Annotated in this window: 14 protein-coding genes and 1 pseudogene; 8 read left to right on the top strand and 7 right to left on the bottom strand. The window is 73.1% G+C overall.

Annotation, left to right across the window (positions count from 1 at the left end; translation table 11 throughout):
* Nucleotides 1-145 precede the first annotated feature (145 nt).
* The 5 genes from ABZ842_RS36920 to ABZ842_RS36900 form a co-directional block, all read right to left on the bottom strand.
* Complete coding sequence (locus ABZ842_RS36920; RefSeq protein ID WP_361547552.1) at nucleotides 146-1021, bottom strand: ABC transporter permease; 876 nt, start codon at nucleotides 1019-1021, stop codon at nucleotides 146-148.
* Between the two features lie 65 nt (nucleotides 1022-1086).
* Complete coding sequence (locus tag ABZ842_RS36915) at nucleotides 1087-1944, bottom strand: ABC transporter ATP-binding protein (protein WP_361547603.1); 858 nt, start codon at nucleotides 1942-1944, stop codon at nucleotides 1087-1089.
* Nucleotides 1945-2051: 107 nt separating this feature from the next.
* Nucleotides 2052-2384, bottom strand: coding sequence for a transcriptional regulator (locus ABZ842_RS36910; RefSeq protein ID WP_361547549.1), 333 nt, complete (start codon nucleotides 2382-2384; stop codon nucleotides 2052-2054).
* The gene (locus ABZ842_RS36905; RefSeq protein WP_361547546.1) at nucleotides 2381-2887 is read right to left on the bottom strand and encodes a hypothetical protein; all 507 of its coding nucleotides are present in this window, start codon (nucleotides 2885-2887) and stop codon (nucleotides 2381-2383) included. The genes ABZ842_RS36910 and ABZ842_RS36905 overlap by 4 nt, the downstream gene beginning before the upstream one ends.
* A gap of 84 nt (nucleotides 2888-2971) precedes the next feature.
* Nucleotides 2972-3820, bottom strand: a complete 849-nt coding sequence (locus ABZ842_RS36900; protein WP_361547543.1) for a helix-turn-helix transcriptional regulator — start codon at nucleotides 3818-3820, stop codon at nucleotides 2972-2974.
* 193 nt (nucleotides 3821-4013) lie between these two features.
* On the opposite strand from ABZ842_RS36900, the gene ABZ842_RS36895 reads away from it, so the two are divergent.
* Nucleotides 4014-4748 carry an SDR family oxidoreductase gene (locus tag ABZ842_RS36895; RefSeq protein WP_361547540.1) on the top strand — a complete coding sequence of 245 codons (735 nt, stop codon included), beginning with the start codon at nucleotides 4014-4016 and terminating at the stop codon, nucleotides 4746-4748.
* A 24-nt stretch (nucleotides 4749-4772) separates the two neighbouring features.
* Here ABZ842_RS36895 and ABZ842_RS36890 read toward each other — a convergent pair whose 3' ends face one another.
* Nucleotides 4773-5729 (bottom strand): AraC family transcriptional regulator, encoded by a 957-nt coding sequence (locus tag ABZ842_RS36890; RefSeq protein WP_361547538.1) that lies wholly within the window; start codon nucleotides 5727-5729, stop codon nucleotides 4773-4775.
* A 191-nt stretch (nucleotides 5730-5920) separates the two neighbouring features.
* On the opposite strand from ABZ842_RS36890, the gene ABZ842_RS36885 reads away from it, so the two are divergent.
* From ABZ842_RS36885 to ABZ842_RS36870, 4 genes and pseudogenes are all read left to right on the top strand, one after another.
* Nucleotides 5921-6784, top strand: coding sequence for an enoyl-CoA hydratase/isomerase family protein (locus ABZ842_RS36885; RefSeq protein ID WP_361547535.1), 864 nt, complete (start codon nucleotides 5921-5923; stop codon nucleotides 6782-6784).
* Between the two features lie 333 nt (nucleotides 6785-7117).
* Nucleotides 7118-7783, top strand: a pseudogene (locus tag ABZ842_RS36880) (helix-turn-helix domain-containing protein).
* Nucleotides 7784-7887: 104 nt separating this feature from the next.
* Nucleotides 7888-9471: an FAD-dependent monooxygenase gene (locus ABZ842_RS36875; RefSeq protein ID WP_361547532.1), complete on the top strand. Its 1584-nt coding sequence runs from the start codon at nucleotides 7888-7890 to the stop codon at nucleotides 9469-9471.
* A 76-nt stretch (nucleotides 9472-9547) separates the two neighbouring features.
* Nucleotides 9548-10675 (top strand): SMI1/KNR4 family protein, encoded by a 1128-nt coding sequence (locus ABZ842_RS36870; protein WP_361547529.1) that lies wholly within the window; start codon nucleotides 9548-9550, stop codon nucleotides 10673-10675.
* Between the two features lie 21 nt (nucleotides 10676-10696).
* On the opposite strand, the gene ABZ842_RS36865 is transcribed toward ABZ842_RS36870, so the two are convergent.
* The gene (locus tag ABZ842_RS36865; RefSeq protein ID WP_361547526.1) at nucleotides 10697-11218 is read right to left on the bottom strand and encodes a GNAT family N-acetyltransferase; all 522 of its coding nucleotides are present in this window, start codon (nucleotides 11216-11218) and stop codon (nucleotides 10697-10699) included.
* A gap of 437 nt (nucleotides 11219-11655) precedes the next feature.
* On the opposite strand from ABZ842_RS36865, the gene ABZ842_RS36860 reads away from it, so the two are divergent.
* The 3 genes from ABZ842_RS36860 to ABZ842_RS36850 all read left to right on the top strand — a co-directional run bounded on the left by ABZ842_RS36860 (nucleotide 11656) and on the right by ABZ842_RS36850 (nucleotide 14090).
* Complete coding sequence (locus tag ABZ842_RS36860) at nucleotides 11656-12462, top strand: methyltransferase domain-containing protein (protein ID WP_361547523.1); 807 nt, start codon at nucleotides 11656-11658, stop codon at nucleotides 12460-12462.
* A 1-nt stretch (nucleotide 12463) separates the two neighbouring features.
* On the top strand, nucleotides 12464-13117 hold the full coding sequence (locus ABZ842_RS36855) for a class I SAM-dependent methyltransferase (protein WP_361547520.1): 654 nt from the start codon (nucleotides 12464-12466) through the stop codon (nucleotides 13115-13117).
* Between the two features lie 127 nt (nucleotides 13118-13244).
* Nucleotides 13245-14090, top strand: a complete 846-nt coding sequence (locus ABZ842_RS36850; RefSeq protein ID WP_361547517.1) for an alpha/beta hydrolase — start codon at nucleotides 13245-13247, stop codon at nucleotides 14088-14090.
* The last annotated feature ends 102 nt before the right edge of the window (nucleotides 14091-14192 follow it).

Genomic DNA, 14192 nt, shown 5'->3' with positions numbered 1-14192 from the left:
CCGTTCTGGCCGGTCCGCCGGCTCGTCGCCACCGCCCTCGTCGTCGTACCAAAGGCCCCGGGACCGGGCCTCCTCGCGGTGGCGCCGCGCGCCACGTGTTCCCGAAACGTCATGGGCCCCTCCTCGATCAGGTCGAAGAGCTTGGCTACGCCGGCGCCCCGCCGCTCTGGGCGGCCCTGTGATGGCGTGCGGTCATGCGGGAGCCCGACTCGCGTCGCGCGGCGCGGCGCAGGAGGGGGACCGCGAGGAGGAATCCGAGGACGGCCCAGGCGGTGAGCACCAGGGCGACCGTGGGCAGTTCCCAGGAGCCCGCCGCCTCGGCGGCGCGCGCGGAGTCCGGCAGCAGCGCCGAACGCAGGCCCTGCGCCATCCACTTGAGCGGGAAGACGGAGACGACCTGCTGCACCGGCACCGGTAGCGAGGAGAACGGGAACACCGCTCCGGAGGTGAACAGCAGCGCCATCACCGGCAGCATGAGCAGCGCCAGCGCCTCGCGCGGGTTGGGCAGCACGGCGCCGATCGCGGCGCCCAGCGGAACGACGGCGAGCAGCCCGAGCGTGGTGACCCACAGCAGCGTCAGCCAGCCGGCCGGGTCCTTCGGCAGCGGTCCGTCCGCGACCAGGGCGGTGGCCACCAGGAGCAGGCCGAGGGTGCCGATCGCCATGGCGACCACGAGCAGGCACTTGGCGACGAGGTAGGCGGGGATGCCGCCGGGGGTCGCCCGCATCCGCAGCAGGACGCCCTCCTCCCGTTCGGTCACCAGGATCTGCGGGAGGTTGACGAGCCCGATCTGGAACAACAGGTAGGCCGCGAAGCCCGCGAGCACCAGATGGGACATCGGCGTACTGGTGCCGGACACGTCGCCGCTGACGACGGCGGCGACCACCACCGCGACGACCACGTTGCTCAGATGGCCGAACATCTCCTTCGGATTGCGCAGCAGGTGCCGCAGTTCGATGCCGCCGCGGTTCAGGCCGACGCGCCAGGTGCCGAGGCGCGGTGTCCGCGTCGCTCCGGGCACCCCCGCCCCATCTGTCCGTTCCGTCTGTTCTGTCTCTTCCGCCTCGCTGATCACACGCGTTCCCCTCATGCGGCTCGTGTCTCCTCGTCGCCGGCCGCGTCCGTGCCGTCGTCCTCGCGGTGCACCATGTGCAGATAGGTGTCCTCCAGGGTCGGCCGGCGGACCTCCAGGTCGGCGATCGGGCCGCCGGCGTCCCGGTGGAGTTCCCAGACCAGCTGCGAGGGGTCCTCGGTGCGTTCGCGGCGCGGGGTCCCGTCCTCGGCACGCCAGCGGACCTCGGCCCGGGCGGCGGCGCGCCGGGCCAGCTCCGCCGGAGTGCCGAGGGCCCGGATCCGCCCGTTGACCAGCATCGCGATGGTGTCGGCGAGCCGTTCGGCCTCCACCAGGTCGTGCGTGGTGAGCAGGACGGTGACGCCTTCGAAGCGGGCCAGTCGGTCGACCAGGAGGTGGAACTCGTGGCGGGCTTCGAGGTCGAAGCCGGTGGTCGGCTCGTCCAGGAAGAGGAGTTCGGGGCGGCCGACGATGCCGAGTGCGACGTCCAGCCGCCGGCGCTGGCCGCCCGACAGCAGCTCCACCCGCTGGTCGGCCCGGTCGGCGAGCCCGACCAGGGCCAGCAGTTCGGCCGGGTCGCGCGGATCGGGGTAGTACGTCGCGAAGTGCTTCAGCAGTTCGGCGACGCGCCAGCGGCGGTGATCGCGCCAGGACTGGAGGACGAGTCCGAGGCGACCGCGCCAGGCGTCGTCGCCGCGCTCCGGGTCGACCCCGAGGACGTGGACCTCGCCCGCCGAGCGGCGCCTGAAGCCCTCCAGGATCTCGACGGTGGTGGTCTTGCCAGCGCCGTTGGGTCCGAGTAGGGCGAAGACCTCGCCGCGGTGGATGTCCAGGTCGATGCCGTGCAGGACGTCGTGGTCGCCGTACGCCATGGCCACGCCGCGGGCCTGGACGACGGGGCGGTCGGGCCGGGTGGACCTGGTCGGCGCGAGGGTCCGCCGGGATGCGGGCGCCTGTGTCTGCGCCTGCCCCCGCGCTTTCATTGGATCGCCTCCGCGTGCTGGTGCCGCGGGGGCGCTACGGCGCCGTCGACGATGGTCCGCAGCGCTGTGACGTGCCCCTCGAAGGCGGTGCGACCGCGGTCCGTCAGCCGTACCTTGGTGCGCCGCTTGCGACCGCCGCCCTCCTTGTGGATCTCCAGGTACTCGGCCTCCTCCAGCGTGTGCAGTTGTTTGGAGAGCGCCGAGTCGCTGAGCGAGAGGCTGTCGCGGATGAAGGCGAAGTCCGCCCATTCGGTGGCGGCGAGCAGGGCCACGACCGACAGCCGGGTGGCGGGGTGGATCAGTTCGTCGAAGCCGCTGGGGGTGCTCATCGGTCCGTCCCCCCGAGGGTCGCCCACTCGCCGCTGCGGCGCACCGAGCCGATCGCCCAGCGGCTCGTCGGCCGGACGAACAGCACGAACACGGCGGCCGACGCGGTGGCCTGGATGAGGCTGGCGGCCAGCGGCGCCAGCGGGTCGACGAGGCGGCCGGAGGCCACGACCGTCACGCCGGTCACCACGGCCGCGGCGACGGCGGTGACGACCATGCGCCAGTTGCCGCGGGAGTGGTGCAGTTGCATCCGGCTCCTGCGGAAGTGCAGCACGGCGAGGGTGCCGAGCAGCGTGAGGTACGTGGCGAGGACCAGTCCGACGCCCCACCGCGGCAGTTCCAGGCCGAGACTCGCCAGGAAGGTCCACATGATCGCGGCCGTGGTGTACGTCGCGCGGGGCCCGCCGGACGAGGACCGCTCGAACTCGTCGTACACCCGCTCCTGCGGCACCCTGATGCGCTGTAGCGCACGCCACGCCTGCTCGGCGTCCACCGATGTGCTCACGTTCGTCGCCTCCCGGGGAAACTTCGACTTGCCTACCGGGAAAGCTACCTTTGGCTTTCCCAGTAGGCAAGTCGGGAGGTCTCCCTAGGGAGCGGCCGGGCGCGAGGTGAGGTGGAGGGAGCCGAGCAGGTCGAGCGCCTCGGCGCTGGGGCTGCCGGGTTCGGCCTGGTACACGACGAGCTGCTGGCCGGGGGCGTCCCGTACGTCGAAGGTCTGGTACGTGAGGGTCAGCGGGCCGACGTCCGGGTGGTGGAAGTGCTTGGCTTCCTGCGTCTTGTTCCGCACCTCGTGGCTGTGCCACAGACGGGCGAAGTCGGGGCTGCGCTCGCTGAGGTCGTCGATGAGTTCTTGCAGCCGCGGGTCGTCCGCGGCGGTGCCGGCCGCGTGGCGCAGATGGCCCACGGCGCCGTGCGCCGCACCGCTCCACCGGGTGTGGAACCGTCGGCCCGCCGGGTCGAGGAAGATCATGCGGGCCAGGTTGTCCGCCCGCTCGAAGGGCGAGTGCAACGCCTCGGCCAGCGCGTTGGCCGCCAGCAGGTCCAGGGCGGGGCCGATGACGAACGCCGCGGCCCGCGGGGAGCCGTCCATCAGCTGTTGCAGCGCGGGGCTGACCCGGTCGGTGGTGGGAACGAAGGCCCTGCTCGGCGCCACCCCGGCCAGTCGGTACAGATGGGCGTGGGCGTCGGCGTCCAGCCGCAGGGCGCGGCCGAGCGCGTCGAGGACCTGGGCCGAGGGGCGGCGCTCGCGCCCCTGCTCCAGGCGGGCGTAGTAGTCCCCGTTCACCCCGGCCAGTACGGCGACCTCCTCGCGGCGCAGCCCGGCGACCCGGCGCACGCCGTGACTCGCGATGCCGACGTCCGGCGGGCCCACCGCCGCCCTGCGCGCCCGTAGGAACTCACCCAATCGGTTGTCCGTCCTGCCGCTTCCGGTCATGTCAAGAAGGCTAGGGCGCGCCGGTCAGTGCTGCCTGGACGCAGCACACCCAGGCACGACACGTCCTGGCCGCGCCTCCGCCCCCGGTCAAGACTCGGAGCGCCGGCACTCACCGTGCCTCGGCGCCTTCCCGCACCCCCACACCCCCCACACTCTCCCGAACTTTCCCGCACGTCCGAGAGGAACACCTGAGATGACATCGGCAGCCAAAGTCGTGGCGGTCACCGGAGCGAGCAGCGGCATCGGCGAGGCGACCGCCCGCCGGCTCGCCGCCGACGGCCACCGCCTCTTCCTCGGCGCCCGGCGCACCGATCGGCTCGACGCGCTCACCGAGGAGATCGAGTCCGCCGGCGGCACCGCGGCCTTCCAGCGGCTCGACGTCACGGACGCCGCCGACGTCCGGGCCTTCGTCTCCGCGGCGCACGAGCGCTTCGGCCGGCTGGACGTGCTGGTCAACAACGCGGGCGTGATGCCGCTTTCACCGCTGGCGGCGCTGCGGGTCGAGGAGTGGGACCGCATGATCGACGTCAACGTGCGGGGCGTGCTGTACGGCATCGCCGCGGCCCTGCCGGTGATGCGCGCCCAGGGCGGCGGGCACGTGGTGAACGTGGCCTCCGTCGGCGCGTACCAGGTCTCCCCCACCGCCGCGGTGTACTGCGCCACGAAGTTCGCCGTCCGCGCGATCTCCGAGGGGCTGCGCCAGGAGTCCGACGGGGACGTCCGGGTCACCCTGGTCTCCCCGGGCGTGACCGGGTCCGAACTCGCCGACGGCATCGCCGACCCCGTCGCGAAGGAGGCCATGGTGGCCTATCGCGCCGTGGCGATGCCCGCGGCGGCCGTCGCGGACGCCCTCGCGTACGCCGTGTCCCAGCCGTCCGGGGTCGACGTCAACGAGATCGTCGTCCGCCCCGCCGCCAGCGTCGCCTGACCGCCCCCGCCGCCCCGGTCCGCGTCACTGCGGCCGGTCGGCCTGGAGGCGGCGGGCTTCGCGCCGAAAGCGCGCCGGCGGCATGGACCGGGTGCGGCTGAACGCCCGGTTGAAGGCGTACACCGAGGTGTAGCCGACGGAGCGGGCGACGGTTTCGACCGTGTCGTCGGTGTCGCGCAGCCGGCGCGCGGCGAGGTCCATCCGCCACTGCGTCAGATACGCCCCCGGCGACTGCCCGGCGGCGCTTTGGAAGCGCCGGGTCAGGGTGGAGCGCGACACCGCCAGCGCACGGGCGAGCGACTCCGTGCTCCAGGGCCGGTCGGGCTCCCGGTGCATGCGGGTCATCGCCTCGGTGACGAGCGGATCGGCGAGGGCGCCGAGCCAGGTGCCCCGGGTCTGCTCGGCGTGCCGCCCCAGCCAGCAGCGCAGCAGGTGGACGAGGACGACGTCCACCAGCCGGTCGAGGACGACGGCGGTGGCGAGTTGGGGGGCGGCCGTCTCCTGGGTGAGCAGCCGCACGGTGCCGTCGAGCGCGGTGCTCGCCCGGTTGCCGCGGATGTGCACCAGCGCGGGCAACAGGGTGAACAGGTGCCGCGACACCACGCGGTCGTGCCGGTAGGACGCGCCCAGCAGTTGGGTGCGCGGCTCGCCGACGCCCAGCCGCAGGGCCCCTCCGGTGCGCCGCAGTTCGTCGGCGAGCGCGACGTCGCAGACCTTCGGGGTGCGGTCGGGGTCGCTGGCGATGGCGTGCGCGACGCCGGTGGGCAGCAGGACGACGTCGCCGGCCCGCAGTTCGACGGGGGCCGCGGTGCGGTCGTCGGCATCCGCCACGGTGAGCCAGGCGCTGCCGGCGGTGACGGCGTACAGCACCGCGTCGGCGTTCTGCGCCCAGGCCACGGCCCACTCCTCGCGGCCGTCGATCCGGACCGCGACGGTGCCGCGCACTCCGGCCACGGCGAGGGCATCGGCCAGTACGTCCACCCGACGAAGCCTACGGCCCCGGCGACCGCACCACTCGACCGGGTGAAACAGACAGGCAAATATGTGGGGCACATGGGCATCGAAATGAGCATTACGGGCTCCATACGGTGAGGGCCCGGGCGCCGATGCCGTGCCCGGGCCCGTCCTCGGGCACATCGCCCGAGGGCATCGTGGAACGAAAGGGATTCACCATGCCGCTCGCTGACATCGGCTTCACGGCGCTGCGCGTCGCCCGTCACGGTGCCGTCGCCACCGTGACGCTGGACCGTCCCCCGGTCAACGTCCTCGACGCCGCGTTGGTGCGGGACCTGTACCGGGTGACCCGCACGGCCGCGGACGATCCGGACCTGCGGGTGCTCGTCCTGGAGTCCGCCGATCCGGAGTTCTTCTCGGCCCACGCCGACCTGCGGTGGATGTCCGATCCGCAGGAGCTCATGCAACTCGCCGACGACGAGGGCGACCCGGGCCTGAACCCGTTGCAGCAGTTGCACGAACGCTTCCGCACGCTGCCGCAGATCACCGTGGCGAAGCTGCGCGGTCGGCTGCGGGCCGGCGGCGTCGAACTCGCCATGGCCGCCGACATGCGCTTCGCGGCCCGCGGTGCGACCTGGCTCGCCCAGCCGGAGACGCGGATGGGCATCTTCCCCGGCGGCGGCGGCACCCAGTACCTCACCCGACTCGTCGGACGCGCCCGGGCACTGGAGATCGTCCTCGGCGCCGAACTGTTCGACACCGACCTGGCCGAGCGCTACGGCTGGATCAACCGGGCCGTCGCCCCGGACGACCTCGACGCCTTCGTGGCCGCGCTCGTGCAGCGGATCGCTGCGTTGCCGCCCGGCGTCGCGGAGGCGGCGAAGGAGGCCGTGGACGCCGCCGAAGCCAGCGGCCCGGTGCCGGACCTCCGCGAAGAGGCCCGTGCACACGCGAAGGTCTATCCCGCTCCACGCGCCGTCGTCGAACGCATGGAACGCGCCCTGGCCGCCGGCGCCCAGACCCGCGAGGGGGAACTCGCCCTGGAGGACCTCCTCGACCGACTCCCCTACCGCGGGATGTGATCCGCCCCGCTGGTCGGCCCGTGGCCGGGCGCGCGCTCGGTCGGTGAGTCGTACCCAGCGGGTGTGCCCAGGACGATCGATGCCCCGACGATCAGTGCCCGGGCGGCGAGGCGGGCTCCGGTGCCGAAGAAGCCCGGCCGGGTTCCTGGGCCCCGGTCGACCGCACCGTGCCACGCCCGGCGACCACGCGACCACCGTCTGACCCGCCGCGGCCACGCACATCAGCACCAGCGGTGCCTGCCAGCCGGAGCTGACGCCGTGCAGGAGTCCGAAGACCACCGGCCCCCACAGGGCCACCCTCAGCCCTCCCGGCGACACCGGTAGCCTGACGGCATGGGGACTCCGCTGGGGAACTTCATCAGGGCCAAGCGCGACAGCATCCAGCCACAATCCCTTGGCCTGCACGAACACGGCCGCCGTCGAGCGCCGGGCTGCGCCGCGTGGACCTCGCCACCCGAGCCGGTGTCAGCGTCGAGTACCTGGCCCGCATCGAGCAAGGGCGCGACCGCAACCCGTCGCCCGCAGTCATCAGCTCTCTTGCCGACGCCCTCTGTCTCGATGCTTCCGAGCGCAATCATCTGCGCTACCTCGCGAAGATCGCCAGTGACGCGTGCTCGGTCCAGATCAGGCCCGTGCCACCGCCCCGGCACGTGCGGCCGTCCGTCCTGCAGACGCTGCGTCTTCTGTAGTCCGGTGTCGCCCTCGTGACCAACCGGCTCGGCGACGTCCCTCGAAAGCCTTGAGCGGCTCACCTCGGAACTCGCCCCCGTCGCCGGCCCCGAGTTCACCGAGCGCCTCCACCGGCACGTCGTACCGCGCCGCAGCGTCCTCAGGTTCAACCACCCGGACGGACACCAGCTGCGACTGCTCAGCGAGACGCTCGAACTACCCGCAGACGCCCAGCAGCTCGTTGTCCTCCTCCCCGAGTGCGAGAGCACGGCACGGGCCATCGACCAGCTCCAGCGCCAGGCCCACGGCCGGCTGCGGTCCATCTCGTAACCCGGCGGGGCGCGGCCAGGGCTTGTCCGCAAGGCCCGGTCCGGCTTGCGGCCGGCCGGGGGGCGCGGGAGATTGGCCTTGGGGCACGGCAGGAGGAGATCCACGTGCTCGGAGCGGACGTCGACACGGAGGTCCTGGTCGTCGGCGGTGGTCCCGTCGGGCTCACCGCACGGGCGCTGCTGGAGCGCTGGGGCGTACGGGTGTCGTCGGTGGAGAAGCACGGCGCGCTGTCGCCGTTCCCGCGCTCCCGGCTGATCAACGTGCGCTCGATGGAGATCTACCGACAGCTCGGGCTCGCCGCCGAGATCACCGCCGGCGCCTTCGCGCCGGAGTTCGGCCGGATCCGCTTCCGCGACACGCTCACCGAGCCCGACTTCGCCACGGCGGCGATGGTCGGCATCGACGGGCCCGTGTCCGAGAGCCCCGCGGTCGGCGTGGTCACCTCGCAGGACCGGCTGGAGCCCGTGCTGCTCGCCGCGGCCGACGCACCCGTACGGTTCGGGGTCGAACTGCTCGACCTGGCCGATGAGGGCGACGGGGTCGTGACGCTGCTGGTCGACCACGGCAACGGCGCCGAGGTCCGCGTACGGGCCCGCTACGTCATCGCCGCCGACGGCGCGACCTCCACCGTCCGGCACCTGCTGGGCATCGACACCGCCGGCCCCGGGTCCCTGGGGTCCTTCACGACGGTCGTGTTCCGGGCCGACCTCGACCGGTGGTGCGCCCGCCGGCCGGCCGGTGTGTACTTCACCGCGCGGGGCCTGTTCGCGCCGCTGTACCCGGAAGGAGGGTGGGCCTGGTTCGTGCCCACCCCCGACGACGCCGGAGACGCCGACTGGTCCGACGCCGTCACCCACGCCCTCGGGCCCGGCGCCGGCGTGCCGGCCGAAGTCATCCGCGTCCAGCACTGGGAGATGAACGCGTTCGTCGCCGAGGGCTTCGGGCCCGGCCGGGTGCTGCTGGCCGGTGACGCGGCGCACGCGGTGCCGATCGTCGGCGGGCTGGGCATGAACGCCGGGATCGCCGACGTGCACAACCTGTGCTGGAAGCTCGCGGGCGTCCTGCGCGGGTGGGCCGGGCCGCACCTGCTGGACTCCTACGAGACCGAGCGGCGCCCCGTCGCCGCGCAGACCCTGCGCCAGGCGGTGGCCAACACCCGCCTGCTGCTCGACGTGCAGCAGCGGCGCCGCGAGCACATCGCCGCGGGGCCGGCCAAGGCGCCCGCCGCGGTGGAACTGCCCTGGTCGGAGCGGTACTTCGCGCAGCTCGGACTGGTACTCGGCGTCGCCTACCGCTCCGACGCCGTCCTCCTCGACGACGACGCCCCGCCCCCGGCCTCGTCGGGCAGCGACTACGTGCCGTCAACCGAACCGGGCCACCGCATGCCGCACTTCTGGCTCGCGCGCGACCGCTCCACCCTGGACGCCTGCGGCACGTGGTTCACCGTGCTCACCCCCGACCCGACACGCTGGGCGCAGTACGCGACGGAGCCCTGGCCCCTGCGCATCGAACCGCTGGCCGCCGAGCACGTCGAACCCTGTGGCATCGGCCCGCACGGCGCGCTGCTCGTCCGCCCCGACGGACACGTCGGCGCCCGCTGGCACGACCTCCCGCTCGACGGCGCGGCGCTGCGCAGCGCCCTCGCGGCGATCACCGGCGCGACGGACCACGGCGGACGACCCCTGTGAGCTTCCAAGCCGGTGCCCCCGCCATCACTGAGGGGCCGCGGAGCAACCATGTGCCGGCTCAAGAGGTCTCACCACCATGACCACTTCGGACCCACACGTCACCGCCTTCGCAGAGGTCTTCGGCGCACCGCCGGCCGGCTTCGCCGTACCCGTCGACTGGGACGCGGTCGAACACTGGCTCGGAACGCGACTGCCCGCGGACTACAAGGCCGTCGCCTGCGCCTACGGGCCGCTCGACATCGGCGAGCGTCTGTGGCTGCACGTGCCGTGCGCGAATCGGGGGTGGTTCGACTACGGGAACTGGGTGCAGCAGAACCGGCGCGCGGCCCCCGGCGTGCTGCCGTTCGGCCAGACCCGCTCCGCCGACACCCTGTACTGGGACACCACCGCATCGAGCGACCCCGACCGGTGGCCCGTCGTGATGCACTGCCAGGACGACGCGAACGCGGGCCGCGACCCCTGGCGGCGCTTCGATACGCCGCTCGTCGCGACGCTCGCCCGGTTCGTGGCCGACGGGCTGCGGCCGGTCGTCGCGCGCAGCGCGATGCTCGCCGACCTCGAAGCGACCGCGTGGACGCCACCGCCCCGACGGCCGGAGCCCACCCCGCAGCAGCGGGCGGCGCTGGCGGTCGGCGGCGGCCTCGCGACGCTGACCGCCCTCGTCCCTCCGCCGGCGGCGCCCCGGCTCGGGGAGCGCGGCTGGGAGTGGCTGTACGAACGGCTCGGCACCCGGCTGCCCGGCGAGTACGTGCGGCTGATGGAGACGTACGGGGCGGGCTGCTGGGCCGGCTGGCTGCGCGTCAGCGACCCGCTCGCCGAAGACGCGTACGCGCTCGCGCCCCAGGCCGAGTGGTACGCCAAGACGTACGCGGAGCTGCGCGCCGACTTCGCCGAGTACCACCCGCTGGCGGTCTGGCCCGAGCCGGGCGGGTTCCTCCCCTTCGCCGACTCCATCGACGGCGACCAGCTCTGCTGGCTCACCGAGGGCGCCGACCCGGACGCCTGGCCGCTGATCGTCGTGCCCCGGCACGCCGACCAAGGTCCGCCGCTGGGGAGCGGCGGTCTCGTCGACACCCTGTTGGAGTGGTTGCGGGGACGGTTCGCGGCCGACGGGCTGCCGCCGCTGCGGCATCCGCACGAGGATCCGCTCGACCACATCGGCTTCGAGCCGTTGGAGGCGGAATCGGACGAGGACGGGTCCTGATCCCACCGGGAGGCGTACGGGTCAGGTGCCGAGCCTGTGCTCCCACCGGACTTCGCCGTCGTGCCACTGGTCGGTGGGCGCGAGCCCGGCGTGGCGTGCCACCGCTGCGGAGGCGTGGTGCTCGGGGTGGATGTGCGCGATCAGCGTGTGCACGGGCCCTTCGGCGAGGGCGTCCGCAAGCGCCCGGGCCGCTTCCCGGGCGATGCCCCGGCCCTGCCACGGGACGCCGATGAGCCAGGCGAGTTCGGCGGTCCGGTCGACCACCGTGGCCTGGACCGTGCCGACCAGCCGCGCCTCGTCCTCCAGCCGGACGACCCAGTTGAGCCACGCCTCGGCCTCTCGGGGCGATCCGGCCGTCATCCGCTCGTAGCGGGCGCGCAGTTGCTCCGCGCTCTGCACTTTCCCGCCGATGAACTCGTGCAGGCGGGGGTCGGCCAGCACCTCGGCCATCTCGTCGGCGTGCTCCACCCGCAGCGGCCGAAACGTCAGCCGGGTCGTCGGCTGGATGGCCGGTCCGGTGCTGCGCCGGTCGACGGTGTCCATGCGGTTGCCTCCCTGGGTGCGGTGAATCCGCGTCATCAGCGTGCCTCAGGCCCGGGGTGCGCGGGCGCCGTCGTGTCGAAGCTCACCACGCGGTGCACACTGTCACCGGGAGCACCGCGCCGCACGCCAGAGGGGCGGACGGCCGCGTGCCCGCCTCTGCTCCCGAGCTCGGCCGGGACGGACGGCGACGCCGGCGAACGGTCGGATTCCGGTCCCGGCCGTGGAGGACCCGCCCCACTGGCAAGAAGTTGGCTTAGCAACCACCTGGGTCGAGTGGAAAACTCTCCGTCGGTGTCGTCCGGCGCCGGCTCACTTCCACCGCCGCGCGCGACCGCATGCAACGGACGGACCGTGCGTGGCCGGACCCGCACGGCGTACCGGCGAGACGGCGGGGGCGCCACCGTCGCGGCTCCGTTGCCCAACCGGAGGTGACGTACTTGTTCACCGAACACGATACGGAGAAGTACTACGACCACCGGGACGACCTGTACCGGTCGATCTGGGACCCGGAGGGAGCACTGCACTACGGGTACTTCCCCGACGCGGGTACCGATCCGTCGAAGGACCCGGCGCAGCAGCTCGTCGCCGCGTTCCGCGACTGGGACGAGGAGTTGTTGGCCCGCAGCGGGATCGAGGAGGGCTCGACCGTGCTGGACGTGGGGTGCGGGAACGGCACCACGTCGGTGTGGCTCGCGCGGCGCACCGGCTGCCGGGTGACCGGCGTCGACCTGAGTCTGGTCCGGGTGACCCATGCGCAGCGTCTGCAGGAGGCGCACCCGAAGGCACGGGTGGCGTTCCACAAGGCGTCCGCGCTGCGCCTCCCCTTCCCGGACGCGGCGTTCTCGCACGTGTGGAGCCAGTCCACCCTGTACCACGTGCACGACCGGCCGCGTGCCCTCGCCGAGGTGCACCGGGTGCTGCACGACGGGGGCACCTTCGCGTTCGACGACCTCGTCACCCCGCGCACCCCGGTCAGCGCGGCGGCCCGGCAGCACATTTACGACCGGCTGCTGTGCGAGCCGGCGTTCAGTGCGCAGGGTTACGCCGAGCAACTCGCCGGTGCCGGTCTGGAGGTCACGGACGTGCTCGACCTGAGCGAGCACCTGCGGCGCACCTACGAGTTGCTGGTGCGGCGGGTGGCCGCGTTGGCTCCCGAGCTCACGGTCCCCTACCAGGCCATGATCGACGCGGTCGACGCGGGCGACGTCGGATGGTCCTGCTTCACCTGTCGAAAGGCGGCCTGACGTGGCGAAGAGCGTCGATGAGTTGCTGTCGTGGATCTACGAGCCGGTGGAGCGCGGCGTGCTGGCGCGCAAGTACGACGCGTGGGCGTCCACGTACGACGACGACCTCGGGGCCGGCTACCGCGTCTCTCCGGTCGCGGCTGCCCGCGCGCTCGCCCGGGCGCTTCGCGACCCCGCCGGTCGCGTGCTGGACGCGGGCGCCGGCACCGGCATGTGCGGTGCCGAGCTGCACGAACTGGGGTGGCGCAACGTCGAGGCGGCGGACCTGTCCGAGCAGATGCTGGAGGTGGCGCGCCGCAAGGGCGTCTACCGTGCGCACCACCGCTGCGATCTGGAGGAGGACGCCGGGTTCTTCCCGGCCGCGAGCTTCGACGGCATCGTGACGGCGGGCGTGTTGACGCGCGGCCATGCCGGGCACCGTGCGGTGCGCACCCTCGACGGCTGGTTGCGGCCGGGCGGCGTTGCGGTGGTGGCGATCCGACGGGACTACCTGGAGTCGCAGCCGCAGCTGCGGGAGGTGTTCACGACGGTGGCGTGGGAGCTCGAAGCGGTCGATGCCGTCACGATCTTCGATGCGACGGAGATCGACGTCCGCACCTACCGCAAGCGGGAGTCGGAGCGGGGCGGGGCGGAGCGGGCCAGGGCGCGCCGCTGAGCTGCACCGAGGTGCAACGGGGCCGCCCCCGCAGCCTCCCCCGTGCCACTGCCCGCGGTTGCGCGCGGGTGGCAGAGTGGGCGGCGGTCCCCCGTTCGAGGTTCAGCAGTGCCCGTAGGAGGAGCGCATGCCCCAGTCCAGCAGCGGAGCCGACGCAGCCCCGCGCGACGGATCCCCGACGTTCGTCCTCGTCCACGGTGCGCACTCCAACGCGGCCGTGTGGTCCCCGTTGGTGCGCGAGCTCGCGTTCCTCGGGCACCGCGCGCTGGCGGTGGACCTGCCGGGGCACGGCGTCGACGCCCACTTCCCCCTGTCGTACCAGGCGCCCCAGGACCTGGCGGCGTTCGCCGCGCAGCCGTCCCCGCTGGCCGAGCTCACGTTGGCGGACAACGTCGCGCACGTCGTCGAGGCCGTGCGGCGGCTCGCGCGGTTCGGTCCGGTCGTCCTCGTCGGCTCCAGTGCCGGCGGGGCGACGATCACGGGCGTGGGCAACGCGGTGCCCGAGCTGCTGGGCAACATCGTGTACGCGTCCGCCTGGTGCTGTGTGGACCTGCCGAGCATGGCGGACTACCTGAAGACCGTGGGGCACCCCGGGGTCCCCCTCCCGATGATCAACTGGCGGACGGCCGACGTGGACGTCCTCGCCGAGCTCAAGCACGGCCTCATGGCCGAGGCCACGGACGAACAGTTCATGGCCTGGCTGAACACCGTGGAGCCCACGGAGGCCCCGCAGTTGCTGACGGCGGACGCTCAGGTGCGGGCCGACACCTGGGGCCGGGTGCCCCACACGTATCTGCGCTTCTCCCGCGACGAGGCGATTCCGCTGGCCATGCAGGACCGGATGATCGCGGAGGCCGACCGGCTCACCCCGGGCAACCCCTTCGCCGTCCACACCGTGGACACGGGCCACGTGGGCATGTGGCTCCACCCGACGGAGATCGCCCGAATCCTGACCGACCTCACGCTCGAGTAACACGCTCTACTGATCTTTTCGTAAGTTCGGTGGGTGTGGTGGGTGGATGGTCAGGCCGGTGTGGGTGAGGAATGACCATGGCAGTTGGGGGTTGTTGTTGAT

Source organism: Streptomyces sp. NPDC047315 (assembly GCF_040643215.1).
Classification (GTDB): Bacteria; Actinomycetota; Actinomycetes; order Streptomycetales; family Streptomycetaceae; genus Streptomyces.
Note: the sequence above shows the minus strand (reverse complement) of the source record. Positions and strands in the feature narration are given on the sequence as shown.